General features: G+C 76.2%; 20 protein-coding genes. 14 read left to right on the forward strand and 6 right to left on the reverse strand.

All coding sequences use genetic code 11. The features are described 5' to 3' along the window. Positions 1-128: 128 nt before the first annotated feature. From fahA to ACFZBX_RS33080, 5 genes are all read right to left on the reverse strand, one after another. Complete coding sequence (gene fahA / locus ACFZBX_RS33060; RefSeq protein ID WP_391537478.1) at positions 129-1,346, reverse strand: fumarylacetoacetase; 1,218 nt, start codon at positions 1,344-1,346, stop codon at positions 129-131. Then, positions 1,343-2,197: a hypothetical protein gene (locus tag ACFZBX_RS33065; RefSeq protein ID WP_391537479.1), complete on the reverse strand. Its 855-nt coding sequence runs from the start codon at positions 2,195-2,197 to the stop codon at positions 1,343-1,345. Before ACFZBX_RS33065 ends, fahA begins: the two co-directional genes overlap by 4 nt. Further along, entirely contained in the window at positions 2,194-3,396 is a 1,203-nt protein-coding gene (locus tag ACFZBX_RS33070) for a homogentisate 1,2-dioxygenase (RefSeq protein ID WP_391537480.1), read from the reverse strand. Before ACFZBX_RS33070 ends, ACFZBX_RS33065 begins: the two co-directional genes overlap by 4 nt. Before the next feature lie 114 nt (positions 3,397-3,510). Then, positions 3,511-4,725 carry a 4-hydroxyphenylpyruvate dioxygenase gene (gene hppD / locus ACFZBX_RS33075; RefSeq protein ID WP_391537481.1) on the reverse strand — a complete coding sequence of 405 codons (1,215 nt, stop codon included), beginning with the start codon at positions 4,723-4,725 and terminating at the stop codon, positions 3,511-3,513. A gap of 310 nt (positions 4,726-5,035) precedes the next feature. Further along, positions 5,036-6,418 (reverse strand): phosphoribosyltransferase family protein, encoded by a 1,383-nt coding sequence (locus tag ACFZBX_RS33080; protein ID WP_391537482.1) that lies wholly within the window; start codon positions 6,416-6,418, stop codon positions 5,036-5,038. Between the two features lie 245 nt (positions 6,419-6,663). On the opposite strand from ACFZBX_RS33080, the gene ACFZBX_RS33085 reads away from it, so the two are divergent. The 12 genes from ACFZBX_RS33085 to ACFZBX_RS33140 all read left to right on the forward strand — a co-directional run bounded on the left by ACFZBX_RS33085 (position 6,664) and on the right by ACFZBX_RS33140 (position 17,703). Next, positions 6,664-7,998 carry a sedoheptulose 7-phosphate cyclase gene (locus ACFZBX_RS33085; protein ID WP_391537483.1) on the forward strand — a complete coding sequence of 445 codons (1,335 nt, stop codon included), beginning with the start codon at positions 6,664-6,666 and terminating at the stop codon, positions 7,996-7,998. Then, positions 7,991-8,686, forward strand: a complete 696-nt coding sequence (locus ACFZBX_RS33090; RefSeq protein ID WP_391537484.1) for a cupin domain-containing protein — start codon at positions 7,991-7,993, stop codon at positions 8,684-8,686. Before ACFZBX_RS33085 ends, ACFZBX_RS33090 begins: the two co-directional genes overlap by 8 nt. After that, on the forward strand, positions 8,683-9,105 hold the full coding sequence (locus ACFZBX_RS33095) for a hypothetical protein (protein WP_391537485.1): 423 nt from the start codon (positions 8,683-8,685) through the stop codon (positions 9,103-9,105). Before ACFZBX_RS33090 ends, ACFZBX_RS33095 begins: the two co-directional genes overlap by 4 nt. A 1,406-nt stretch (positions 9,106-10,511) precedes the next feature. Further along, positions 10,512-11,648, forward strand: a complete 1,137-nt coding sequence (locus ACFZBX_RS33100; protein ID WP_391537486.1) for a hypothetical protein — start codon at positions 10,512-10,514, stop codon at positions 11,646-11,648. Between the two features lie 151 nt (positions 11,649-11,799). After that, the gene (locus ACFZBX_RS33105; protein ID WP_391537487.1) at positions 11,800-12,318 is read left to right on the forward strand and encodes a hypothetical protein; all 519 of its coding nucleotides are present in this window, start codon (positions 11,800-11,802) and stop codon (positions 12,316-12,318) included. Continuing rightward, positions 12,315-12,725: a hypothetical protein gene (locus ACFZBX_RS33110; protein ID WP_391537488.1), complete on the forward strand. Its 411-nt coding sequence runs from the start codon at positions 12,315-12,317 to the stop codon at positions 12,723-12,725. Before ACFZBX_RS33105 ends, ACFZBX_RS33110 begins: the two co-directional genes overlap by 4 nt. After that, positions 12,722-13,963: a zinc-binding dehydrogenase gene (locus ACFZBX_RS33115; RefSeq protein ID WP_391537489.1), complete on the forward strand. Its 1,242-nt coding sequence runs from the start codon at positions 12,722-12,724 to the stop codon at positions 13,961-13,963. The genes ACFZBX_RS33110 and ACFZBX_RS33115 overlap by 4 nt, the downstream gene beginning before the upstream one ends. Then, positions 13,960-14,802 (forward strand): cupin domain-containing protein, encoded by an 843-nt coding sequence (locus ACFZBX_RS33120; RefSeq protein WP_391537490.1) that lies wholly within the window; start codon positions 13,960-13,962, stop codon positions 14,800-14,802. The genes ACFZBX_RS33115 and ACFZBX_RS33120 overlap by 4 nt, the downstream gene beginning before the upstream one ends. Beyond that, complete coding sequence (locus ACFZBX_RS33125; RefSeq protein ID WP_391537491.1) at positions 14,799-15,656, forward strand: SDR family oxidoreductase; 858 nt, start codon at positions 14,799-14,801, stop codon at positions 15,654-15,656. Before ACFZBX_RS33120 ends, ACFZBX_RS33125 begins: the two co-directional genes overlap by 4 nt. Next, positions 15,653-16,231, forward strand: a complete 579-nt coding sequence (locus ACFZBX_RS33130) for a VOC family protein (RefSeq protein WP_391537492.1) — start codon at positions 15,653-15,655, stop codon at positions 16,229-16,231. Before ACFZBX_RS33125 ends, ACFZBX_RS33130 begins: the two co-directional genes overlap by 4 nt. Further along, positions 16,228-17,352, forward strand: a complete 1,125-nt coding sequence (locus tag ACFZBX_RS33135; protein ID WP_391537493.1) for an NAD(P)-dependent alcohol dehydrogenase — start codon at positions 16,228-16,230, stop codon at positions 17,350-17,352. The genes ACFZBX_RS33130 and ACFZBX_RS33135 overlap by 4 nt, the downstream gene beginning before the upstream one ends. Before the next feature lie 171 nt (positions 17,353-17,523). Further along, on the forward strand, positions 17,524-17,703 hold the full coding sequence (locus ACFZBX_RS33140) for a hypothetical protein (RefSeq protein ID WP_391537494.1): 180 nt from the start codon (positions 17,524-17,526) through the stop codon (positions 17,701-17,703). A 119-nt stretch (positions 17,704-17,822) separates the two neighbouring features. Here the strand turns inward: ACFZBX_RS33140 and ACFZBX_RS33145 are convergent, their stop codons facing one another. Then, the gene (locus tag ACFZBX_RS33145; RefSeq protein WP_391537495.1) at positions 17,823-20,111 is read right to left on the reverse strand and encodes a sensor histidine kinase; all 2,289 of its coding nucleotides are present in this window, start codon (positions 20,109-20,111) and stop codon (positions 17,823-17,825) included. 298 nt (positions 20,112-20,409) lie between these two features. Here ACFZBX_RS33145 and ACFZBX_RS33150 point away from each other — a divergent pair, with 298 nt between their 5' ends. Together ACFZBX_RS33150 and ACFZBX_RS33155 are read left to right on the forward strand one after the other, a co-directional pair. After that, a complete protein-coding gene (locus ACFZBX_RS33150; RefSeq protein ID WP_391537516.1) occupies positions 20,410-21,051 on the forward strand; it encodes a response regulator in 642 nt (213 codons plus the stop codon). 112 nt (positions 21,052-21,163) lie between these two features. Next, on the forward strand, positions 21,164-23,428 hold the full coding sequence (locus tag ACFZBX_RS33155) for an ATP-binding protein (RefSeq protein ID WP_391537496.1): 2,265 nt from the start codon (positions 21,164-21,166) through the stop codon (positions 23,426-23,428). Positions 23,429-23,662 lie beyond the last annotated feature (234 nt).

The raw sequence follows: 23,662 nt of genomic DNA on the forward strand, positions 1-23,662 counted from the left end.
ACCTTCAGGACCTCAAGCCCAGGATTTCCAAGACAAGCACGAAGGGCGGCTCCGGTGGTGACCGGGGCCGCCCTTCGTCCGGCGGGGGAAGGTGGTTCAGGGGGTCCTTGGGAGGTCCTCGGGGGTCCTCAGGGGACGATGCGGCCGGTGACCTCGCCGAAGCCGACGGCGGTGCCGTCCGGGCCGGGGGCGGTGGCGGTGATGGTCACCTCGTCGTCGTTCTCCAGGAATGTGCGGGTCGAGCCGTCCGGGAGCTTGAGCGGGTTCTCGCCGTTCCAGGTGAGCTCGATGAGCGCGCCGCGGGTCTCCGGCTCGGGGCCGCTGACGGTGCCGGAGGCGAACAGGTCGCCGGTGCGCAGCGAGGCGCCGTTGACCGTCATGTGGGCGAGCTGCTGGGCGGCCGTCCAGTACATCGAGGCGAACGGCGGGCGGGAGACGAGGTGGCCGTTGAGGCGGATCTCCATCGCGAGGTCCAGGCCCCACGGCTCGTCGCGGTCGTCGAGGTAGGGGAGCAGCTCGACGTCGCGGGCCGGCGCGGTGACCCGGGCGTGCTCCAGGGCGTCCAGGGGCACGATCCACGGCGAGAGCGAGGTGGCGAAGGACTTGCCGAGGAACGGGCCGAGCGGCACGTACTCCCAGCCCTGGATGTCGCGCGCGGACCAGTCGTTGACCAGGCAGACGCCGAAGACGTGCTCGCGGAAGCCGTCCAGGGTGACGGGGGTGCCCATGGCGGAGGGCGCGCCGACGACGAAGCCGACCTCGGCCTCGATGTCCAGCCGGCGGGTCGGGCCGAAGGACGGAGCGGCGTCCGCCGGCGCCTTGCGCTGGCCGTGCGGGCGGACCACCGGCGTGCCGGAGACCACGACGGTGCCCGAGCGGCCGTGGTAACCGATCGGCAGGTGCTTCCAGTTGGGGGTGAGCGGCTCCGAGCCGGGGCGCAGGATCCGGCCCAGGTTGGTGGCGTGGTGCTCGGAGGCGTAGAAGTCGACGTAGTCGGCGACCTCGAACGGCAGGTGCAGCTCCACCGCGTGGAGCGGCAGCAGCAGCGGCGAGAGGTCGCCCCGGTGGGCCTCCTCGGTCAGCCAGCGGGTGAGGGCCGCGCGGACCTCGGTCCATACCGGGCGGCCCGCGGCCAGCAGCGGGTTGAGCGAGCCCGCGTCGAGCAGTACCGAGGGCTCCCCGACGGCCCGGGCGGCGGCGCCGGCGTCCAGGACGAAGTCGCCGACGCGCACGCCGATCCGCCGACGGCCCGGCCGGTCGCCGGCCGTGAAGACGCCGTACGGCAGGTTGTGCAGGCCGAACGGCGAGTCGTTCGCGGGGGCGAGCCAGCTGCGGGGGGTGGTCAACGGTCCTCCTGGGGCGTCGGGTCGGACGACAGCAGGCCGAGGGCGGCCAGGTCGTCCAGCGGCTCGGCGATGCTACAGGTGCCGAACGCGGTGAAAGAGTTGCGGATCACCGTGACCTGACGGTCACTCAGAGTGCGCACGGCCTTGGCGAGCGCCTCGCCGGAGCGTTCGGCGAGCACCTCGGCGGCCGCGGCCGGGTCGGTCTCCTGGGCGGCCAGCAGGACGTTCAGGAAGCCGTGGTGCTCGAAGCCGGTCGCCGGGTCGGTGTGCCGGACGGCGTGGTGCAGGCCGGCCGTGCACTTGTACGGCAGGCCGCGCTGCGCGCACCCGGTGAGGAATCCGGCCAGTTCCCGCTCGTCGGGGAAGGCGCCCGCGACGATCCCGCCGGTGCGGAACTTGGCCCGGTACGGGCTGTCGACGAGCACGTCCAACACCTCCTCCAGGCCGTCGCCGCGCAGCAGTTCGCGCGGCAGTTCGACGGCGGCGGGCACGCCGGCCGGCAGCAGCAGGTCGAGCGCGGCGACCGCCTCGCGGGCGTCCCGGGTGGTGAGTTCGACGCCCGCCGGCTCGAACGGCGCGGCGGCGGCGAGGGCCGGGCCGAGCTCGGGGCTGCCCCCCGGCAGCACCAGCCCGACCCGGAGGACGGGTCCGGGACCCTGCGCCGCGGCCGCCAACTCGCCCAGCCGGCCCGCCCCGCACAGGAGCGGGCCGACCGCGTCGGCGTACCAGGCGGTGCGGTGCGCGCGGTGCGCGGGCACCGCGTCGGCGACCGGCAGGTTCCCGGGCGGGAAGACCGCCGCGTCGTCGAAGAGTCCCTGGAACAGCGGGGGGATGACGGGGGTGGCGCTCACCGCTGCGGCCCCCGACCGGCCCACGTCCAGGCGTAGCCGGAGTCCTCCGAGGCGCGGCCGCCCTCGCCCAGCTCCAGCGGGCGGAAGGTGTCCACCATCACCGCGAGCTCGTCGAAGAACTCGGCGCCGATGGAGCGCTCGTAGGCGCCCGGCTGCGGGCCGTGGGTGTGGCCGCCCGGGTGCAGCGAGATGGAGCCCTGGGCGATGCCCGAGCCCTTGCGCGCCGCGTAGTCGCCGCCGCAGTAGAACATGACCTCGTCGCTGTCGACGTTGGCGTGGTAGTACGGCACCGGGATCGACAGCGGGTGGTAGTCCACCTTGCGGGGAACGAAGTTGCAGATCACGAACCCGTTGCCCTCGAAGACCTGGTGGGCCGGCGGCGGCTGGTGGATCCGCCCGGTGATCGGCTCGAAGTCCCGGATGTTGAACGCGTACGGGTACAGGCAGCCGTCCCAGCCGACCACGTCGAACGGGTGGTGCGGCACGGTGTACCGGGTGCCCGCAATGCCGTTCGGGCCGCGGTGCTTGACCAGCACGTCGACGTCACCGGAGTCCTCGGCGAGCAGCGGGCCGGACGGGCCGCGCAGGTCCCGCTCGCAGTACGGCGCGTGCTCCAGCAACTGGCCGTACTTGGAGAGGTAGCGCTTGACCGGGGTGATGTGGCTGTTCGCCTCGATGCAGTAGGCGCGCAGCGGCTCGTCGCCGGCCGGCACCCAGCGGTGGGTGGTCGCCCGGGGGATGACCACGTAGTCGCCCTGGCCGACCTCCAGCGTGCCGAAGACCGTCTCCAGGGTGCCGGAGCCGGACTCCACGTACACGCACTCGTCGCCGAGCCCGTTGCGGTACAGCTCGCTCGGCGCCCCGGCGGCGACGTAGGAGATCCGCACGTCGCCGTTGCCGAGGACGAGCCGGCGCCCGGCCACGACGTCCGCGGACTTCCACTCCTCGCCCGCGAACAGCTCGTGCAGCTTGAGGTGCCGGGGGAGCAGGGGGTGGTTGGGAACCGTCGACTGGTCGGGCAGCTCCCACGGCACGGCGTTCACGACGGCCGAGGGGATGCCCCGGTGGTAGAGCAGCGAGGAGTCCGAGGAGAACCCCTCCTCGCCCATCAACTCCTCGTAGTACAGCCCGCCTTCGGGCGTGCGGTGCTGCGTGTGCCGCTTGGGCGGGATGCTGCCCAGCTGCCGGTAGTACGCCATCGTCCCTGCTCCTCCCGGACCTTCCTGTGGCCCAGAGCTTCCTAGAGCTGCCCAGAACCTGCTACGGCTTCCGCGGTGGCCGTCGCGCCCCGGGGGGCGTTCGGCCTCGGAGCCTCAGAGGTTGCCGCGGCGCTCCTGCTCGCGCTCGATGGCCTCGAAGAGCGCCTTGAAGTTGCCCTTCCCGAAGCCCAGCGAACCATGCCGCTCGATGAACTCGTAGAAGACGGTCGGACGGTCGCCGATCGGCTTGGTGAAGATCTGCAGCAGGTAGCCGTCCTCGTCGCGGTCGACCAGGATGCCGCGGCTCTTCAGCTCCTCGATCGGCACCCGGACCTTGCCGATCCGCTCGCGCAGCTCGGGGTCGTCGTAGTACGAGTCGGGGGTGTTGAGGAACTCGACGCCGCGCGAGCGCAGCACGTCGACGGTGGTGAGGATGTCGTTGGTGGCCAGCGCCATGTGCTGGCAGCCCGCGCCGGTGTAGAACTCCAGGTACTCGTCGATCTGCGACTTCTTCTTGGCGACGGCCGGCTCGTTGAGCGGGAACTTCACCCGGTGGTTGCCGCTGGCGACGACCTTGGACATCAGCGCGGAGTAGTCGGTGGCGATGTCGTCGCCCACGAACTCGGCCATGTTCACGAAGCCCATGACCTTGTTGTAGAAGGTGACCCACTCGTCCATCCTGCCGAGCTCGACGTTGCCGACCGCGTGGTCCAGGGCCTGGAACAGGCGGCGCGGCGAGCCCTCCGGGTGCTGCACCCTGCTCTGGGCGGCGATGTAGCCGGGCAGGTACGGGCCGGTGTAGCGGGAGCGGTCGATCAGGGTGTGGCGGGTCTCGCCGTAGGTGGCGATCGCGGCGCGGCGCACGGTGCCGTTCTCGTCGGAGACGTCGTTCGGCTCCTCCAGGACGGTGGCGCCCTGGGCGCGGGCGTGCGCGATGCACTTGTCGACGTCCGGGACCTCCAGGGCGAGGTCGACGACGCCGTCGCCGTGGCGGCGGTGGTGGTCCAGCAGCGCGCTGTCCGGGGAGACGCCGCCCTTGATCACGAAGCGGCAGGAGCCGGAGCGCAGCACGTAGGCCTTGCGGTCGCGGCGGCCGGTCTCCGGGCCGGAGTAGGCGACCAGCTCCATGCCGAAGACGACCTGGTAGAACTGGGCCGTCTGGGTGGCGTTGCCGACCACGAACACGACGGCGTCCTGCGCCGTGACCGGGAACGGGTCGGCGGCCGGGTCGTGCTCGACGAGGCCGACGAGGCGGCGCAGCTGCTCGGCGTCGAGACCGGCCTCGCGCTCCTCGGGGGTCAGCTCAAGGGCGTGGGACTGCGGGGTCATCGGTCGTTCCTCCACATTGAGGCCTCGGCATTGAGGCATCCGCTTGAGGCGGCCGCTCCGCGGGGGTGGGGTGAGGGCGAATGCGGGCGGCTGAGCGCTGAGCTTGCTCCAGTCGGGCGGGTTGGGCAATAGATCGAGTTTTCACTGTTCAATGTGTACAAGGTGATCAGGAAATCGCTGGACATGCTGTGCAGAATGCTCGATGGATCGGGAGTGTTTCACGAGTTCTGCGTTTCGGCCCCGATCGGGCGTGTGCGCTGGTCAGGGCGGTTCCGGGCGGCGGGACGCCCCGGGCCGGGGGCGCGCGGCCTCAGGCCGGGGGCCCGCAGGGCAGGAGGCGGCCGTCGAACCAGTCGCCGGCCAGCTCGGCGACCCGGTCCAGCGTCCCCGGCTCCTCGAACAGGTGACCCGCGTTCGGGACCACCGCCAGCTCACTCTCGCAGCGCAGCCGCTCCCGCGCCCGCCGGTTCAGGTCGATCACCACCTCGTCCCGGCCGCCGACGATCAGCAGCGTCGGCGCCCGCACCACGCCCAGCGCCTGCGCCCCGGCGAGGTCCGGCCGCCCGCCCCGGGAGACCACCGCGCCCACCTGGTCGCCGAGCCGGGCGGCCGTCCACAGCGCGGCCGCGGCCCCGGTGCTCGCGCCGAACAGGCCCAGCGGCAGGTACGGGCCGCCGCCGGCCCGGGCCTGCTCGGCGGGCAGCGCGCGGGCCACGTCCGTCAGCCGGGCGCCCAGCAGGGCGACGTCGAAGACGTTGCGGCGGTCCTCCTCCTCGTCCTCGGTGAGCAGGTCGAACAGGAAGGTGGCCAGCCCGCGGCGGTTCAGGTACCCGGCCACATGGCGGTTGCGCGGGCTGTGCCGTCCGCTGCCGCTGCCGTGCGCGAACACCACGATGCCGCGGGCGCCGGCCGGGACCGTCAGCCGGCCGGTCAGCCGGACGCCGGCGGCGGGCAGCGTCACCTCGCGGTCGGCGGCGGCCACCGCGTCGGTGGACCCGTCCGCCGGTGGCGGCGCCGACGCCGCCGTCGACGGGCCGGCGCGGGCGGCGCGGGCGGCGGCCAGGTGGCGCAGCACCTCGGCGTCCCCGGTCTGCGAGAAGTCCGCGTAGAACTCGCCGATCGCGAAGAACGGCGACGGCGTGCCCACGCACACCAGCTCGTCGGCGACCGTGCCCAGCCGCTCCGTCCAGTCCCGCGGCGCCACCGGCACGGCGAGCACCACCCGCGCCGCGCCGCGCGCCCGCACGATCAGACAGGCGGCCCGCGCGGTCGAACCGGTGGCGATGCCGTCGTCGACCACCACCACCGTCCGCCCCCGCAGGTCCTCCGGCGGACGGCCGCCCCGGTAGCGCCGCGCCCGGCGCTCCAGCTCGGCCCGCTCGCGGACCTCCACGGCGGCCAGCTGCTCCGGCGTCACCCCGGCGGGCCGCAGCACCTGGTCGTTGATCACCCGCACGCCGTCCTCGCCGATCGCCCCCATGCCCAGCTCCGGCTGGTACGGGACGCCCAGCTTGCGGATCACACAGATGTCCAGCGGCGCGCCGAGCGAGGCGGCCACCTCGGCGGCCACCGGGACCCCGCCGCGCGGCAGGGCCACCACGACGGTGCCGGGGCCGCGCAGGTGGTCCAGCAGGGCGGCCAGCCGGCGGCCCGCGTCGGTGCGGTCGGTGAAGTGGGTACCGGTGGCGTGCATGGTGTCGGCCTCCGGTTTCCACCGTACGTCGCCGGGGCGACGCGCGGCGCGAGCGGGCGCGGGGGGTGGGGGGTGGGGGGCTTGGCGAGGGCGGTCCCGGGCGGGATCGGGACGGGGATGGGGCCGGCCGCCCGTGCGTCCGGGACGGCGGGCGGGCCAGCGTGGTGCACACCGGCCCGGTGGTCCATCCCTCAGCCACCGGGCCGCCCGCCCCTCGTCCGCCGTCCCGCCGAAGGAGCCGACCTGTGTCCATCCCCCACCCCCAGCACCGTTCCGCCGACCCCGGTGCCCGGGTCCCCGGCGCTCAGACCTCCGGTGCCCAGGCTCCCGGTGGTCAGACCGCCGGTGCCCGGACCTCCGGCGCACACGGCCACAGCCCGCACGGCCACGGCCTGCACGCCACCGGCGACCCGGTCAACGGCGCCCCCGCCACCGGCTGGACGGTCGCCACCGCCCTGCCGGTCAGCTACCGGGTCCGCTTCACCCCCGGCGTGCTGGACCCCGGCAACCCGGCACTCGCCGCAGCCGGCGGCCCGCCCGGGCGCCGCCTCGTGGTCGTCGACGCCCGCGTCCACGAACTGCACGGCGACCGCCTGCGCCGCTACCTGGCCGCCCAGGCCGTCGAGTACGAGACGCACGTCCTGCTCGCCCACGAACAGGTGAAGACCATGGACGCGGTGTTCCAGGTCGCCGACCGGATGGACTCCTTCGGGATCTCCCGCCGCGGCGAACCGGTGATCGCGATCGGCGGCGGCGTGCTCACCGACGTCGTCGGCCTCGCCTGCAGCCTCTACCGCCGCTCCACGCCCTTCGTGCGCGTCCCGACCACGCTGATCGGCCTCGTCGACGCCGGCGTCGGCGCCAAGACCGGCGTCAACCACGGCCGCCACAAGAACCGCCTCGGCACCTACCACCCCGCCGTCGACACCCTGCTCGACCCGGCCTTCCTCACCACCCTGGACCGGCGCCACATCGGCAACGGCCTCGCCGAGATCCTCAAGGTCGCGCTGATCAAGGACGCCGCCCTGTTCGGCCTGCTCGAACGGCACGGCCGCGACCTGCTCGACACCGGCTTCCAGTCCCCGGCCGCCGGCGCCGCCGTGCTCGGCCGCGCCGTCCACGGCATGCTCCAGGAGCTCCAGCCCAACCTCTGGGAGCACCGCCTGGAACGCCTCATGGACTACGGCCACTCCTTCAGCCCCACCGTCGAGATGCGCGCGCTGCCCGAACTCCTGCACGGCGAGGCGGTCTGCGTCGACATGGCCCTCACCACCGTCGTCGCCCGGCGCCGCGGCCTCCTCGACGCGCGGCAGGCCGAACGCGTCCTGCGACTGATGCGCCGCCTCGAACTGCCCGTCTGGCACCCCCTGATGGAACCGGTCACGCTCGCCGAGGCACTCGCCGACACCGTCCGCCACCGCGACGGGCGCCAACGGCTGCCGCTGCCCTGCGGAATCGGCGCGGGCGTCTTCGTCGACGACCTCGACGGAGCCGAACTCGCCGGCGCGGCGGGATGGCTGCGCACCTGGTCGGCCCGCGAGAGCGCCGCAACGGCCCAGGGGAGTGGGACGCGTGCGTAGCGCCGTCGTGATCGCCGACACCACCGCACCGGCCGACGTCCACGGAGTCCACGGCGCCGCCGGAATCACCCAGTGGACCTGCCTCGCCCGCCGCGCCGGACTCGCCGGCGACTGGGAGGCCGTCGAATGGGCCCGCATCCCGGCGGGCGGCATCAGCGGAGAACACCTCCACACCCGCACCCGCGAGGTGTACGTGCTGCTCACCGGAGAGGGCGAGGTCACCCTCGACGGCCACCCCCACGCCGTCCGCGCCGGCGACGCCGTCCTGACCGCCGTCGGCACCCGGCACGGCCTGCGCAACACCGGGGCCGGGCCGCTGGAATGGCTGGTGATCGAACTGCCCGCCGACCCGGCCGCCCCCGATCAGGTGGGCAGCACCGTCGTCCGCGACCTGCGGCGCACCGGCCCGCTCGACCCCTCCGCCGTCATCGGCGGACCGCTGCGCCTGCTGCGGCACGTCGAACTGGCCACCGGCGAACGCGACTTCCTGATCGCCGACGGCATCGAGCACACCGCCTTCGTCATCGGCGGCAACGGCCGGGCGGGCGCCGCGGGCATCCGGGTGCCGCTGCGCCCCGGCACGGCGTTCACCCTGCCGCTCGGCACCGCGCTCGACCTCATGGCCGGCGCCGGCGGGCTCGTCTACCTGCACGCGGAACTGGTGCCGCAGGGCGGTGGGCCGCGATGATCGTCACCCGCACCGCCGCGCCCCGCCTGCTCCTGGGCCCCGGCGCCCAGCGGATCCGCACCCGATGCCTCGCCCGCCGGGGCATGCTGCACAGCGAGTGCGAGGCCTTCGAGCACGTCAGCCTCGGCCCGGGCGCCTGCTACGACCTCACCGGCCGCGACGCCACCGAGGCGGCCTGGTACGTGCTGCGCGGCCCCGTCGTCCTGGTCGACTGCCCCGACCACCCGCTGCGTCTGCTCGACCGCGGCACCCTGCTGCTCGCCCCGCAGGGCGAATCCGTCCACCTGCACGGCGGCCCGCTCGGCGCGGAGTTGCTGTGCCTGACCGTCCTGCCGGAACGGGTGAGCGCCGCCCTGCCGCACCGCCGCCCGGAGGTGGGCGCGGAGGCCGCGGCGCCGACGGCCGTCCGGCGGCGGTAGCGGCCCGTCGCGGGGGCTCGCCGCCTGCGGGGGGCCGGGCTGCCTTCGGGCGGCAGCGTTGCGAGACGGGTTCCACGGCCGCGCCGATGGCGGTGGCGGCCTGTGGACGGGCGGGTGGACGGGCGGCCGGGCGTCGGCACTGTCCCGGCGGTCGGCCGACCGGCCCGCGGGCGGCAGCGTCCCCGGGCCGGTCCCACGCCGGCCGGGACACGTCCCACGGCACGTCGTTCGCATCGGGTTCCGGCCCACGCCGGCCCGGCTGCCCGGAGGTGGGCGCGGCGGCCGCGGTGCCGACGGCCGTCCGGCGGCGGTAGCGGCCCGTGGCGGGCGGCTCGCCGCCTGCGGGGGCCGGGCGGCCCTCGGACGGCAGCGTTGCGAGGCCGGTTCCACGGCCGGGCCGATGGCGGTGGCGGCCTGTGGACGGGCGGGTGGACGGGGGCCGGTCGCCGGCACTGTCCCGGCGGTCGGCCGACCGGCCCATGGGCGGCAGCGTCCCGAGGCCGGTCCCACGCCGGCCGGGACACGTCCCACGGCACGTCCTTCGCATCGGGTTCCGGCCCACGCCGGCCCGGCTGCCCGGAGGTGGGCGCGGCGGCCGCGGTGCCGACGGCCGTCCGGCGGCGGTAGCGGTCCGTCGCGGGTGGCGTGGCGGCCGCGGTCGGCCGCCGGTATCGCGCACGCGGTGGTCGGCCGGCCCTCGTGCGGCGTCGTCCCGTGGCCGGGTCCACGACAGCCGGGACGGGCCCCATGGCGGCCCGTGCGCACCGGGCTCCGGCCACGCCGGCCCGCCCGCCAGGCGCGCCGGACGGCCTCCCGGACGGCCGCCCGGCGGCGTCCGGCCGGTGTCGCTCGCTCGTGAGCGGCGGTGGCTGGGGGCGGATGGAGTGGTGTCCGTGGTCGGCCCGGGTGCCGTCGGGCTCCCGCGTCTGCGGCCGGTGCGGGCTCGCCTCCGGCGGCGGCGGCCCGTCTGCCCGGCGCCGCCCGCTCGTGAGGGACGGCCGCCGGAAGCCCGGGACCGGCGTGGGGTGCGTGGTGGACCTCGCCTCCTCGGTCGCCCGCCCGCCCGCCCCTCCCGGACCGGAAGCGGGAACGGCCTCGTCCACGGCCGCCTTCCCGCTGCTCCGGGCCCGGGCGGGCGGGTTCGCCGACGGACTCGCTGACGCGGCCGACCTCGGGGAGCGCCTTCGACCGTCCGCTGCGGCAGGCTCGCCGGCATCCGGAACGCCCCGGGCCGGCGGACGTCGGTACGACACGTCCGGTGCCCGGTGGCCGCCGTCCCGGGCGGGCGCGCGGGGCGTGGTCGGGGCCGGCGGCTCAGGCGGGCGGGGCGGCGGGCGGCGCAGCGTGGTGGTCGCAGTTCGAACCCGCTCGGACGGTTCGGACGGTTCGGGTGGAAGGAGACCGCCATGCAGCGCACTGTCCGGCTCGACCGGCGGATCCAGGCCGGTGCCGCGCAGGTGCTCCTCGCGGTGCGCGGCGGCGAGCCGTCCTGGGCCGAACTCGGGGCGCGGCTCGGTGCTCTCGACGCCGACCGGTTCGTCCTGGTCACCGACGGCACCGCGCCCGCCGACCAGCCGGCCCACGTCCGCGCCCTCGCCGCCGCCCTGGCGCCCACCGCCGTGCACGACCTGCGCGACGGCCCGCTCCCGGCCGGGGCCACGTCCGGCGGGAGCGCCCGTACGGCCGTCGTCGCCGTCGGCGGCGAACGCGCCTGCGGGCTCCCGGCGGACGTCCGGGTGCCCACCGACCTGGCCGCCGCGTGCGGGCCGGCGCCGGCCCTGCACGGCCCGGTCCCGGCCGCGCTGGTCTGGGTGCGGGCCGACCTGCTCGCCGCCCGCCCCGCCGGGGTGACCCGGGCGGGGATGGTCGAGGTGGTCCGCCACGTGCTCGCCGTCTGCCCGGCCCAGTACCCGATGCTCGCCGCCCTGCTCCACCCCGGTGCCCGGTACGACGCGCCGACGCTCACCGCCCTGATCGCCCTGTGCGCCGACGCGCGGGCCGCCCTGGTCTGCTTCGACCCCGACGAGACCGGCCCCGCGCTGGCCCTCGGCTACGGCCGGAGCCTCGCCGACGCCCTGCGGGCCGTCGCAGGCCCGGTCCTCGCACCCGGCGACGCCGAGGCGCTGGGACTGCTGCTCGCCGCCCGGGTGGCCGCGCGCCTCGGCGTGGCGGCCGGCGCCACCGGCTGGGCCCACCGGGAACTGCTGGCCCGGAACGGCTCGGCGACCACCCTGCCCGGCGGTGTGGACCTCGACCGGCTGGTCGCCGGGCTCGCCGCGACGGGCAGGGCGGGGCTGCTGCTCCTCGCCGAGCCCGGCCGCCCGTACTGCGCCGACGGCAGGCTGCTGACGCCGGTGGACGGCGCGGTGCTGCGGGCCGCCGTGGAGGGCCTGGGCGACCTCGCGAGCGCGGGCGTCCCGCGCAGCCGGACCGCCGGTCCCGACGAGGCCGCTCCCGGGAGCGCCCGGCCCGGGAGCGCCGGTCCCGAGACCGCCCGGGCCCCCGTGGTCCCGGCCGCCTGTCCCGCCCCGGGCGCGTGGTGAGGCGGCGGGGACCCGGGCCCGGGCACCGGCCGGGAACGGGCCGGGAGCAGGACGGGACCGGGTTCCCGTGCGACCGGGACGGCAGGCGGCACACGGTGGAGAACAGAAACGGCCCAGCACGGACCGCAGGACACCAGAAGGAGTTCCCGTCATGACGGGCACCGTCATCACCGACCTCCGCCGACGCGGAGCAGTCGACCCCAGCCGGGTGCTGACCGGACCGCTGCGCGCCGTCGGACTCCAGTGGCTCGAACCGGGCCGCAGCGTCGAGGTCACCGCCGAGGGTGTCGAACGCGCCATGTACATCACGGCGGGCTCCGGCACCGCCACGGCGCCGGAGACCGAGACCGAGGCCGACGCCGCAGGAAGCGAGGAATCGACGGTCGCCGACTCCGGGATCCCCCTGGTCGAAGGCACCGCCGTGACCCTGCCGCTCGGCGCGCGCACCGTGCTCACGGCCGGCACCGCCGGTCTGGAGTTCTTCCACGCGGTGCTCGCCGTCGCCGGCCACCCGGGCAGGGCCCTCGCCCACCCGGCGGCGGAGCGGCCGACCACCGGGCGGCCGGCCACCGAGCCGACCGACGAACGGCCCGGGACCGAACGCCCGGCCACCGACGAACCGGACCACCCCGACACCCCTCCGAGCCAGAAGGGAGGCGAGTCACGGTGATCGTCACCACCGCGACGGCCTCGGCCGCCGTCATCCTCGGCCCGAACGGCGAGCGCGTGCGACTGCGCTGCCTGGCACGCCGCTCCATGCTCGCCAGTGCCTGCGAGAGCTTCGACCACCTGCGGCTCAGCCCCGGCGCCCACCACGAGATGGCGGGGCGGCCCGACGACGAGACCGTCCTGTTCGTGGCACGCGGGTCCCTGCTCGTCGGCAGGAACGCCGACGAGCCGGACCACCTGGCCGTCGACGGCGACCTGCTGCTGGCGACCCGGGGCCGCACGCTGCTCCTGGAGGCCGGCCCGCTGGGCGCCGAGGTGCTCTGCCTCGCCCTGGCCGCGCCCCGCCGCACCACCGCGACCAGGAACTCCCTCGCCCGCCGGCGCGCCGAACGGCGGAGCCGGCCGTGACCGGCCCCGCCAGGGCCGCCGAGGCCCGCACCGAGGCCCCCGCCACCACGGCGGGGGCCACTCGCGCCACGGCCCGCGCCGCCGCCACCATGACGGCGCTGCGGTTCGAGGCGCCCCACCGGGTCGCCCTCGCCCGGATGCCCCGCCCGGCGGCGCCCGGACCGGACGCGGTCACCGTGCGGACCTCCCTGGTCGGCCTCTGCGGCACCGACCTCGAACTCCTCCACGGCACCGCCGCCTACCTGCGCGACGGGCGGGCCCGCTACCCGCTCGTCCCGGGGCACGAGTGGTGCGGCACGGTCGCCGAAGTCGGCCGCGAGGTCACCGAGTTCGCGCCCGGCGACCGGGTGGTGGGCCACACCATGGTGCACTGCGGCCTGTGCCGGATGTGCCGGTGCGGACGCCGCCCGCTGTGCGAACGCCTCACCGAGGTCGGCCTCTACGGCCGCCAGGGCGCCGCCGCCGAGTACGTGGTGCTGCCGGAACGCTCGCTGTCCCGGATCCCCGGCCGGGTGCCGGACCGGGCCGCCGTGCTGGTCGAACCGGCGGTCACCGTGGTGGCCGGGCTGGAACGGGCCCGCTGCCGGCTCGGCGACCGGGTGCTCGTCCTCGGCACCGGCACGATCGGCCTGCTCGCCGTCCAACTCGCCGCCCGCCTGGGCGAGTCGGTGGACGCGGTCGGCATCGACCCGGCCGGGCGGCGGCTCGCGCTGCGCTGCGGCGCCCGCCGCGCCCTGAGTCCCGAGCAGGCGCGCGTCGAGGGCTCCGCCCGGTACTCGCTCGCGGTGGAGGCGTCGGGCGCGGTCCAGGCGTTCGCGCTCGGCCTCGACCTGCTCGAACCGGGCGGCCGGCTCGCCGTGATCGGCGTGGCGGGCGGGCCGTGCCCCGACTTCGACCCCGGCCGACTCGCCCTGCGGGGGCTGGAGGTGATCGGCGTCCGGCACGGCCTGGATCACTACGACCGCACGCTGCGGCTCTTCCACGACGGCGTGCTGAGCGCCGAGCCGCTGATCGCCGCCGTGCTGCCGCCGTCCGCCGGGCCGGAGGCGTTCCGGCTGCTGGCGGGCGGGCGCAGCGGCCCGCCCAAGGTGCTCCTCGACTTCGGCCGCGCCGGCGACCGTCCGCCGGCCCGGGCGCGGACCGTGCCCGCCCCCGGCCGGCCCACGAGACCTGCCGGACCTCCGAGACCCGCCGAACCCGGACCCGCCGGACTCACCGTTGAAGGAGATCCCCCGTGATCCTCGTACCCGCCGCCGTCCCCCGGACGGCCCCCGCGTTCCGACGGCTGATCGATCCGCAGCACCTGCCGTCCGCGCACGGCGGGCTGACCGTCGAGACCCTGCCGCCCGGCGTCCGCGTCGAGCACCACCCCTCCCGGGTGGGCGAATCCGTGACGCTGGTGCTCTCCGGCGGGATCCGCTCGTCCGGGCGGGTGTTCGGCCCGGGGGAGGGCCTCTACCACCCGCCCGGCAGCTCCTGCGGACTCACCGCCCTGCCCGGAGCGCCCGCCGCCGTGCTGACCGTCCGGCCCCTCGCGGTGCCGGGCGACCGGCCCGCGCAGCGCCCCTACCCCGTCCCGCTCGCCCCGCCCAGGCCCGGCGTCCGGTTCCACGACGACACCGCGGACCCGCCTGCCCCGGACCCGCCTGCCCCGGCGGTGCCCGCCGCACGCAGCGGCGACCCCGGCAGTCACCCCGACACGCCCGCCGACGCCGCGATCGCCGGCTCGGCCGGCATGGCGGTGCGCTGGCTGGCCACCGACGAGACCGTCGGCGCCCACCGACTCACCGTCGCCGCCTCGGAGTTCGGCGCCGGCGGCAGCCACGACCTGCACCGGCACCCGCACGCCGACGAGTTCTTCCTGGTCCTCTCCGGCGGCGGCACCCACCTCACGGAGCGCGCCGAGGTCCCGGTGCGCGCCGGGGACCTGGTGTTCGTCCCGGCCGGTGAGTGGCACGGCTACCGCACCGGCCCGGCCGGCCCCACCGCGGCCCTCTACGGCTACCTGGGCGCGCCGAGCCTCGCCCTGGCCGGCTACCAGGTCCGCCCCGCCACGGTTCCGGAGGTGACCCGATGAGCATCCCCGGACCGCATCACCACCACCCCGAGGGCGGTGGTCCGCCGGACACGGTGGCGGTCGTCACCGGTGCCAGCTCCGGCATCGGCCGGGCCGCCGCCATCGCCCTCGCCCGGGCCGGGCACGCGGTGGCGATCGGCTACCGCACCGACCGGGCCGCCGCCCGCCGGACGGCCGAACTGGCCGGCGGGCGGACCATGCTGCTGCCGCTCGACCTCGCCGACCCGGCCGCCGCGGCGCGGGCCGTGCACGGTGCGGCCGAGCAGCTCGGCGGGATCGACATCCTGGTCAACTCCGCCGGGATCAACCACCGTTCACCCGTCCTGGAGGAGAGTCTGGACGACTGGCAGCGGATCCTCGCGGTGGACCTCACCGGGCCGTTCGCCTGCGCCCAGGCCGCCGCGCGCCGGATGGTCGGCCAGGGGCGCGGCGGGCGGATCGTCAACGTCACCTCCGTCCACGAGTTCACCCCGATCCTCGGCGGCTCCGCCTACTGCGCGGCCAAGGGCGCGCTCGGCGGGCTCACCCGGGTGATGGCCCTGGAACTGGCGCCGTACGGGATCACCGTGAACGCGGTCAGCCCCGGGGAGACCGCCACCCGGATGAACGGCGTCCTCGACGACCGCGACCTCGGCGCGCTCGCCCGGCCCGCCATCCCGGTGGGCCGGCCGGGCCGGGCGTCGGAGGTCGCCGCGGCCATCGTCCACCTGACCGGACCGGACGCCGCCTACACCACCGGCGTGTCGCTCACCGTCGACGGCGGACTGAGCCTGATGAGCGCGATCGCCAACCAGCGCGACGCCGCCCACGAGCAGCCCTTCCCCGCCGGGGAGTCCGGAAGGAGCGCCCGATGACCGGCATCCCCGGCGCGCGCGCCGTCCACCACGTCGCCTACACCGTCCCCGACCTCGACCAGGCGGTGGCGTTCTTCACCGAGGTGCTCGGCGCGCGCCTGCTCTACCGCCTCGGCCCGGTCGCCGCGCCACCCGGGGACGGCGACTGGATGCACCGCCAACTCGGCGTCCACCGCTCGTCGGTGGCGCACATCGCGATGCTGCGCCTGGGCCCGGTCAGCAACCTTGAACTGTTCCAGTACTCCGCCCCGGACCAGCGCCGTGAGCAGCCCGCCAACAGCGACTGGGGCGGGCACCACCTCGCCATCGCCGTCGACGACGTGGACCGCGCCGTCGCCTACCTGCGGCGTCAGCCCGGCGTCGAGGTGCTGGGCGAGCCGCAGACGATCACCGACGGCGGACCGATCGACGGCGACCGCTGGGTGTACTTCCGCACGCCCTGGGGCCTTCAGCTGGAGGTGCTCGCGATGCCGCCCGGCATGCCCTACGAACGCGCCACCCCCGACCGGCTGTTCACGCCCCCGGACCCGTGGGACAGCACCGGTGCGCCGCCCGGCGGGGCCGGTCCGTCATGATCGAGACCACCGCCGCCGTGGTGCGGGAGAGCGGCGGGCCGTTTTGCCCGGAGACCGTCCGGCTGGACGGGCCGCGCGCGGACGAGGTGCTGGTCCGCGTCCGCGCCGTCGGGATCTGCCACACCGACCTGAGCGTGCGGGCCGGGCGCACGCCCGCGCCGCTGCCCGCCGTCCTCGGCCACGAGGGCGCCGGCACCGTCGAGGCGGTCGGCGACGCCGTCACCCGGGTGCGGCCCGGCGACCGCGTCGTGCTGACCTTCGACTCCTGCGGCGCCTGCCCGCCCTGCCGGGCCGGCCTGCCGGTGCGCTGCGACCACTGGGCCGCGCTCAACCTGTTCGGCGGCCGCCGGCTGGACGGCAGCGCCACCGTGCGCGGGACCGGCCGCCACCGCGGCGCCGCGCTGCACGGCCACTTCTTCGGCCAGTCCTCCTTCGCGGGGTACGCGCTCGCCGACGAGCGCAACGCGGTGCCCGTCACCGGGCCTCCGGTGCCGTTCGAGCTGCTGGCGCCGCTCGGCTGCGGCGTGCAGACCGGGGCGGGGGCCGTCTTCCACGTGCTGCGGCCCGAACCCGGCGACACCCTGGCGGTGTTCGGGGCGGGCGCGGTGGGGCTGGCCGCCGTCCTGGCGGCGCGCTCGACGCCGGTGGTGCGGATCGTCGCCGTCGACCTGCGCCCGGACCGGCTCGCGCTGGCCCGGGAGCTCGGCGCCACCGACGTCGTGGACGCGGGCGCCGGCGATCCGGTCGAGGCGGTCCGCGACCTCACCGGCGGACGCGGCGCCCAGCACACGCTGGAGACCAGCGGCAGCGTCCGCGCGCTGCGCCAGGCGGTGGACGCGCTGGCCGTCGGCGGGACCTGCGGGGTGGTGGGCGCGCCGCCGGCCGGCAGCGAGGTGGGCCTGGACGTCCCGGGACTGCTCGCCCGGGCGCCGCGGATCGTCGGGGTCAACCAGGGGGCGAGCGTGCCGTCGCGGTTCCTGCCGGTGCTGGTGGACCTGCTGCGCGCGGGACGGCTGCCGGTGGACCGGCTGGTGCGGACGTACCCGTTCGAGGCGGTCGAGGAGGCGGCCGGGGCGGCGGAGGCGGGGGAGGTGGTGAAGCCGGTGCTGATGCTGCCCTGAGCTGCGCCGATGGGTCCGCCGTCGGGTCCGCCGTCCTGTCCGCCGTCCCGTTCTGGGACCGGAACGGGACGGCGGGCCCATGCGCCCGGGGCGTCGCTCCGACCACAGTGGTGGGCAGAGCGGTTGATCGGATCGACCGCTCGGAGCTGAAGAATTTGGAGTACCCCACCCATGGCAACGAACACGGCATCGAAGACGCTCGGCGTCGCGTCCGCCATCGTCGGCCTCGCCGCCGCCACCGCGGTCATCAAGAGCGCCGTCGTCGGCGCGGTGGCCAAGTCGGCGCCCGCCGCCAGCGGTTCGGAGACCGAGCGCGGCTGCAAGCCGGGCGAGAAGGACTGCAAGCACTGATCACCCACGATGGCCTCCACAGTTGGCCCTTTCCCCACCCTTCGCCCCCTTCCCCCCGCCCCGCCCCCGGTCTCCCGGGGGCGGGGCGGGGGGCTGTCGCTTCCGGGGGCGTCCGCTCCTCAGGCGGCGGTGCCCCGTTCCTGCGACGGGCGCCGGGGGAGTACGGCCAGCACCCGTGTCCCGCTCTCCCGCGAGACCCGGTCGACGGTGCAGCGACCGCCGATCTCGGCCGCCCGGTCCGCCATCGACCGCAGCCCGACCCCGCCCGGCGACCCCTTGCGCGCCAGCTCCGTGCCCGGGGCGCCCGGTTCCCCACCGCTCGCCCCCTCGGGGCCCCCGGTGGACGTCCGGGGGGTGTCGACGCCAACGCCGTCGTCCTGGACGGTCAGCGTCAGATTCTCCTCGTCCACCCGCAGCGTCACCTGGGCGTTCCGGGCGCGGGCGTGCCGCAGCACGTTGTTCAGCGCCTCGGCGGTGATTCGGTAGGCGGCCACCTCGACGGCGGCGGGCATGTCCGGCAGCGGGTCGGGGTGCAGCGAGGCCACGACGGTCAGGCCCTCGCCGCTGAAGGAGGCCGCCAGGTGCTGGACGGCCCGGGTGAGGCCGAACTCGCCGAGCGGCGCGGGTCCGAGCCGGTCGGTGATCCGCCGTACCTCCTTGATCGTCATCGCCAGGTCGACCGAGATGCCCCGCAGCGTCCGGGCGATCCCCTCGGCCCCGGCCCCGGCCCCTGCCCCGGCCCCTGCCCCTGTCCCGGCCTCGGTTCCTGCTCCTGCCGCGGCTCCTGTCCCGGCCCCGGCCTCCGCCTCCGGAGCGGCACCCGTCCCGGCCGCCGAGGCCGCGTTGTCGAGCCGCAGCCGCAACCCGGCCAGGGCCGGGCCGAGCCCGTCGTGGATGTCCCGGCGCAGCCAGCGTCGTTCCTCCTCACGCGCCGCGACGATCTGCTCCCGGCTCGCCTGGAGGTCCTCCTGCAGCCGCAGCGAGGCGACGGCCGGCGAGGCCTGGTCGGCGAGCGAGCGCAGGATGTCGACGTCGCTGGTGTCCAACTGCTCCTCGCCCGCCCGCAGCCCGACCGTCAGCTCCCCGATCGTCACGCCGTGGTGGACCAGTTCGAAGCCCCGGACCGGGCCGTCCAGCCTCCCCACCGCGGCCAGCGGCCGGCTCCCGGCCCGGGTGGCGACGGCCAACGCCACACCCGGCAGCTTCAGTTCCTCCGCCACGGCGGTGCAGAGCGCGGCCGGAAGCCGCTCCGGCTCGACCACCTGCCGGACCTGCCCGGCCAGCGTCCGCAGCACCTGGTAGGGCTGGGCGCGGTCGCCGTAGTAGAGCCGGTCCACCACCTCCACGGCCCACCGGGCGGCCCGTGGCAGGCCCGCGCCCAGCGTGAAGACCAGGGCGATCAGCAGCAGTGCGGCCGCGCCCCGGCCGGGCACCAGCCACCCGGACAGCACCGCCGCGGACGCCACGAACAGCACGATGAGCCCGGTGGCGAGCACCAGCCCGGTCAGCACGGACCGGGCCGCCCGGTCCAGCCGCCACCCGCCGTCCCGCACCACCAGGAAGGCGACGGCCACCGCCCACACCGCACCGGCCGCCGTGAACAGCGAGTAGCTCAGCCAGTACTCGTACTCGAACCGGCGCGTGTAGTAGTCCTGCATGCCCGCCCACAGCAGGTAGGCGCCCAGCATCCCGGCGACGTGCGCGCGCCGCCGGGGCGCCGTGCGCCGCAGCAGCCGCACCAGCAGTACGGCCGCCGCGATGCCGATCAGCAGGTAGTTGACCGAGTTGTAGGCGCTTTCCAGGCGGTCGGCGACCGAGCCGAAGAAGTCCGCGGGCGCGCTGTCGGCGAGCGGGTTGGGACGCCCGAAGACGGTCGCGCGGTCGAGGAAGTACATCGCGTTCGGCAGCACCCACAGCGTGACGGCGCCGATGTACCACCACCACCGGCGGGAGGTCAGCCGGGCGGCCGGCAGCCAGAGCGGCAGCACGTAGAACAGGGTCCCACTGACGGTGTCGCACACCCCGCGGACCACCGCCGCCGCGCCCACGAGCCCGGGGTCGGAGACCTCCACCCAGACGGGTGCGGCCGCCGCGCTCGGCAGCATGGACGTCAGCGCGTAGACGAGCATCACCCAACCGAGCGGATTTCCCGGCCGGTGGGCGTGCAGCAGCATGCCCGCCCCCGCCGTCGGCAGGGCGTAGAGCAGGATGGCCAACTGGTCCCGGGGCGCCTCGATGCCGGGGGAGTCGAGGTGGACCAGCACGTAGCAGACCCAGAGGGTGGCGATCGCCAGGCAGAGCGCCGTGACCGCCGCGGCGCCGGTGAGGTGGCGCTGCGCGGCGGTGCGGCGCGGCAGGGGCCCGGCAGGCGTGCGCGGCCGGGGACGGAAGGGGATCACCGTGGTCATGGCACCGCCTAGGAACGGGTGGGAAGGGGCCCACCGACGACCGGTCGCCGTCCCGGGCGCGCTGACTCCAGTTTCGGCCTCCCGCCGTCCCGGGCGCATGGGGCAGCGGTCTTGTCCGCCCCGGCCGCCCGGTGCCCCGCCCGCCGCGTGCCAGGTCACCGCGGGCCCCGCCACCAGGCACATCACGGAAAGTCACGCCCGTATCGCTGGTAGTGTCGGCCAGGTGGATGAAGAACAGCCCGCCGAAGACCCGCAGCGACCGGAGGACCGGCCGGAGGACGAGTCGGCGGCCGCACCCGTGCGGGTGCTGATCGTCGACGACCACCCGCTGTTCCGGGAAGGCCTGAAGGCCGCCCTGGAGAGCGCCGAGGGCATCGTCGTGGTCGCCGAGGCCGAACGCGCCGGCGACGTCCCGGCGGCGGTCGCCCGCCACCACCCCGACATGGTCGTGATGGACCTCTCGCTGCCGGACGGCTCCGGCCTGGAGGCCACCCGCCGGCTCTCCGCCGACCAGCCCGCCCCGCCGGTGCTGATGCTCACCATGGCGGACGACGACGGCAGCCTGCTCGCCGCCCTCCAGGCCGGGGCCCGCGGCTACCTGGTGAAGGGCGCGGGCCGCGAGGAGGTGCTGCACGCGGTGCGCACCGTCGCGGCCGGCGGCGCGGTGTTCGGCGCGGACGTCGCCGAGCGGATCACCACCCTGCTCGCCGGGGCCAGGGTGCGGGAGGCCGGCCAGCTCTTTCCGGCGCTCACCGCCCGCGAGGCCGAGGTCCTCGACCTGGTGGCCCGCGGACTGGACAACCGCCGGATCGCCCGGGAACTCGTGGTCGCGGAGAAGACGGTCCGCAACCACGTCACCCACATCTTCGAGAAACTGCACGTCGCGACCCGCGCGGAGGCCGTCGCCCGGGCCCGCGACATGGGACTCGGCGACGGCTGACCCGCACCCGCGCGGGCACCCGCCACCACCCCGGGCCGGGGCCGGAACCGGACCGCCGTCCCGCGCCGCCGGGACGGTGGGAGTCGCAGGATGCGGGGAGGAGGCCCTCATCATGAGCGAACCGGCCGCTACCCCGGCCACCACCACACCGGCCCGGCACGCCGCCGGGCCGACCACCCGGCCCGCCCGCCCGTACGGCGCGGCAGGCCCACCCGCCCGCACGGTGCCCCCGCCGCCGCGCCCGTCGGCCGCGCCCCGGCGCACCGTCCTCGGACCGGCGGCCTGGGCCTGCGTCGCGACCCTGCTCAGCGGCCTCGGCTGGGTCCTGCTCGCCGTCACCCACCCGGACGCCCCCTGGACCGCCCCGTTCTACCTCCACGACGGCGAAACGGTCCTGCTCGGCTTCGCCTTCGCGCTCTCCGGGCTGCTCATCCTCGCCCACCGCGCCGCCCCCGCCCCCGACGGGACCGTCCCCGCCCCCGCCGCCGGACCGTCGGCCGCACCGCCCGCGGGCCGCAGCCTCGGCCGCTGCCTGCTCGCCGCCGGCCTCGGCGGCTGCCTCTCCCGCTTCACCCTCCTCCTCGGCGCCGTCACCGACGCCGGACCGGCGGCCGAAGCCCTCGGCGCGGCCCTGCTGCTCGTCTCCGTCACCCTGTTCATCTTCGTCTCCGTCGCCCTCCCGCTCTGGCTGCCCGAAGGCCGGCTGCCCGGCGGACCGGGCCGCCTCTACGTCGCGGCCGTCGCCCTGTGGAGCGCCGTCCACGCCTGCACCGTCCGCCTGGGCAGCCCGCTGCCCTACCACGGCGACATCCTGGTACCGCCCGGACAGGGCCTGCCGCTGGACGAATGGCACGCCACCCTGATCGCCTGGGGCCTGGTCGTCACCAGCCTCGCCGTCGCCGCCGTCCGCTGGCGGCGCTCCGCCCGCCCGCACCGCAGCGTCACCGCCGTCCTGGTGCCCTACCTCGTCTGGCTGATCACCACCAACATCGCGCTGCGGCTCGGCAGTTCGGAGAGCGTCGCGGCGGTCGCCTACTTCGCCGGCTCCGCGCTGTGGATGCTCGGCGCCGTCGGCTACGCCTTCACCCGTGACCGCTCCCGCTACCTCGACCGGGCGACCCGCCGGATGCTCAGCGTCCTCGCCCTCACCGCCCTGCTGATCGCCGGCTACCTCGGCATCGCGCTGCTGCTGCGCCGCGCCCTGCCGCAGGCCAGCAGCGCGCCCGCGCAACTGCTCGCCGCCGGGGCGCTGGCCATCGGCGGACTGCTCGCACCCACCACCCGGTGGGTGGTGCGGGCCGTCGACCGCTTCTACTACGGCGACCGGGCCCGCCCCTACCAGGTGGTGCGGGCCCTCGCCGAGCGGCTGAGCCGCGCCGTCAGCCCCGCCGACGCACCGCCCCTGCTCTGCGACACCGTGGTGAACGCCCTCGGCCTGCCCGGCGCCCGGGTCGTCCTGCACACCCGCACCGGACCGCACGAACTCGCCGCCGTCGGCACCCTCGGGCCGGCCAGCCAGGTGTTCCCGCTCAGCTACGAGGGCGCGGTCATCGGGGACCTGTACGCGCCGCCGCGCACCGGCCAGCCCGAACTGGACGCCCAGGACCACGAGGTGCTGCGCTTCCTCGCCGACCAGGCCGCGCCCGCGATCGCCTCGCTGCGGATGTACGAGGAACTGCAGCGCGGGCGGCGGCAGGTCGTGCTCGCCCGGGAGGAGGAGCGCCGGCGCCTGCGGCACGACCTGCACGACGGCCTCGGGCCCACCCTCTCGGGACTGCGGCTCGGCGTCGACACCGCGCGGGCCGCCGTGCCCGAGGGCTCCCCGGCGGCCCGCTCGCTGGTCACCGTGTCGGCCGGGATCGGGCAGGCGATCGACGAACTGCGCCGGATCACCGAAGGGTTGGCGCCCGCCGCGCTGGCGGGGGAGGGGCTCGCGGTGGCGCTGCGACGGCTGGTCGCGGAGCTGGACGGCTCGCGGGTGCGGATGTCGCTGGTGCTGGACCCGGACCCGCCGCCCGCGCTGCCGGCCGCCGTCGAGGTGGCGGCGCTGCGGATCAGCGGCGAGGCGCTGCACAACGTGCTGCGCCACTCGGGGGCCGGCCGGGCCCGGCTGACGCTGCGGGTGCGGCCGGAGGCGGTGGTGCTGGAGATCTGGGACGACGGCTGCGGCTTCCCGGCCGGTCCGGCGGATCCGGCCGATTTGGCAGACCCGGCCGGTCCGGCCGCGCGGCGTGACGGTTCGGGTGTCGGGCTGCGCTCGATGGCCGAGCGGGCCGAGGAACTGGGCGGCCGGTTCGCCACGGGCAACCACGACGGGGGCGCCGTCGTCCGGGCGGTGCTGCCCCGCACCCCCGAGCAGCCGCCGGTCGACGACTGACGGATTTCGGCTGACGGGCAACAGGTGACGGATAACGGCTGACAGATGACAGCTGACAGATTTCAGATTCTGTCAGCTGTCAGTCGTCCCGCCGCCCCTTGACGGACTCCCGGCTTCGCCCAATCATCATGGTCGCGTCAACTTTTCGGTGCGACCGGCGGCCCCACACCCCCTCAGCATCCCGCCGCCGCCCGTGAAGTGACGCGCTTCCGTTCGCCCCACCGGATACCGGAG

The sequence above is a fragment of the Kitasatospora sp. NPDC008115 genome (assembly GCF_042957205.1).
Lineage (GTDB): Bacteria > Actinomycetota > Actinomycetes > Streptomycetales > Streptomycetaceae > Kitasatospora.

Bases quoted from the DNA above. Each gene is read 5' to 3' on its own strand.
- ACFZBX_RS33145 (WP_391537495.1), bottom strand. From the start codon at position 20,111: ATGACCACGGTGATCCCCTTCCGTCCCCGGCCGCGCACGCCTGCCGGG.
- ACFZBX_RS33105 (WP_391537487.1), top strand. From the start codon at position 11,800: ATGACGGGCACCGTCATCACCGACCTCCGCCGACGCGGAGCAGTCGAC.
- hppD (WP_391537481.1), bottom strand. From the start codon at position 4,725: ATGACCCCGCAGTCCCACGCCCTTGAGCTGACCCCCGAGGAGCGCGAG.
- ACFZBX_RS33095 (WP_391537485.1), top strand. From the start codon at position 8,683: ATGATCGTCACCCGCACCGCCGCGCCCCGCCTGCTCCTGGGCCCCGGC.
- ACFZBX_RS33125 (WP_391537491.1), top strand. From the start codon at position 14,799: ATGAGCATCCCCGGACCGCATCACCACCACCCCGAGGGCGGTGGTCCG.
- ACFZBX_RS33070 (WP_391537480.1), bottom strand. From the start codon at position 3,396: ATGGCGTACTACCGGCAGCTGGGCAGCATCCCGCCCAAGCGGCACACG.
- ACFZBX_RS33130 (WP_391537492.1), top strand. From the start codon at position 15,653: ATGACCGGCATCCCCGGCGCGCGCGCCGTCCACCACGTCGCCTACACC.
- ACFZBX_RS33135 (WP_391537493.1), top strand. From the start codon at position 16,228: ATGATCGAGACCACCGCCGCCGTGGTGCGGGAGAGCGGCGGGCCGTTT.
- ACFZBX_RS33080 (WP_391537482.1), bottom strand. From the start codon at position 6,418: ATGCACGCCACCGGTACCCACTTCACCGACCGCACCGACGCGGGCCGC.
- ACFZBX_RS33140 (WP_391537494.1), top strand. From the start codon at position 17,524: ATGGCAACGAACACGGCATCGAAGACGCTCGGCGTCGCGTCCGCCATC.
- ACFZBX_RS33100 (WP_391537486.1), top strand. From the start codon at position 10,512: ATGCAGCGCACTGTCCGGCTCGACCGGCGGATCCAGGCCGGTGCCGCG.
- ACFZBX_RS33155 (WP_391537496.1), top strand. From the start codon at position 21,164: ATGAGCGAACCGGCCGCTACCCCGGCCACCACCACACCGGCCCGGCAC.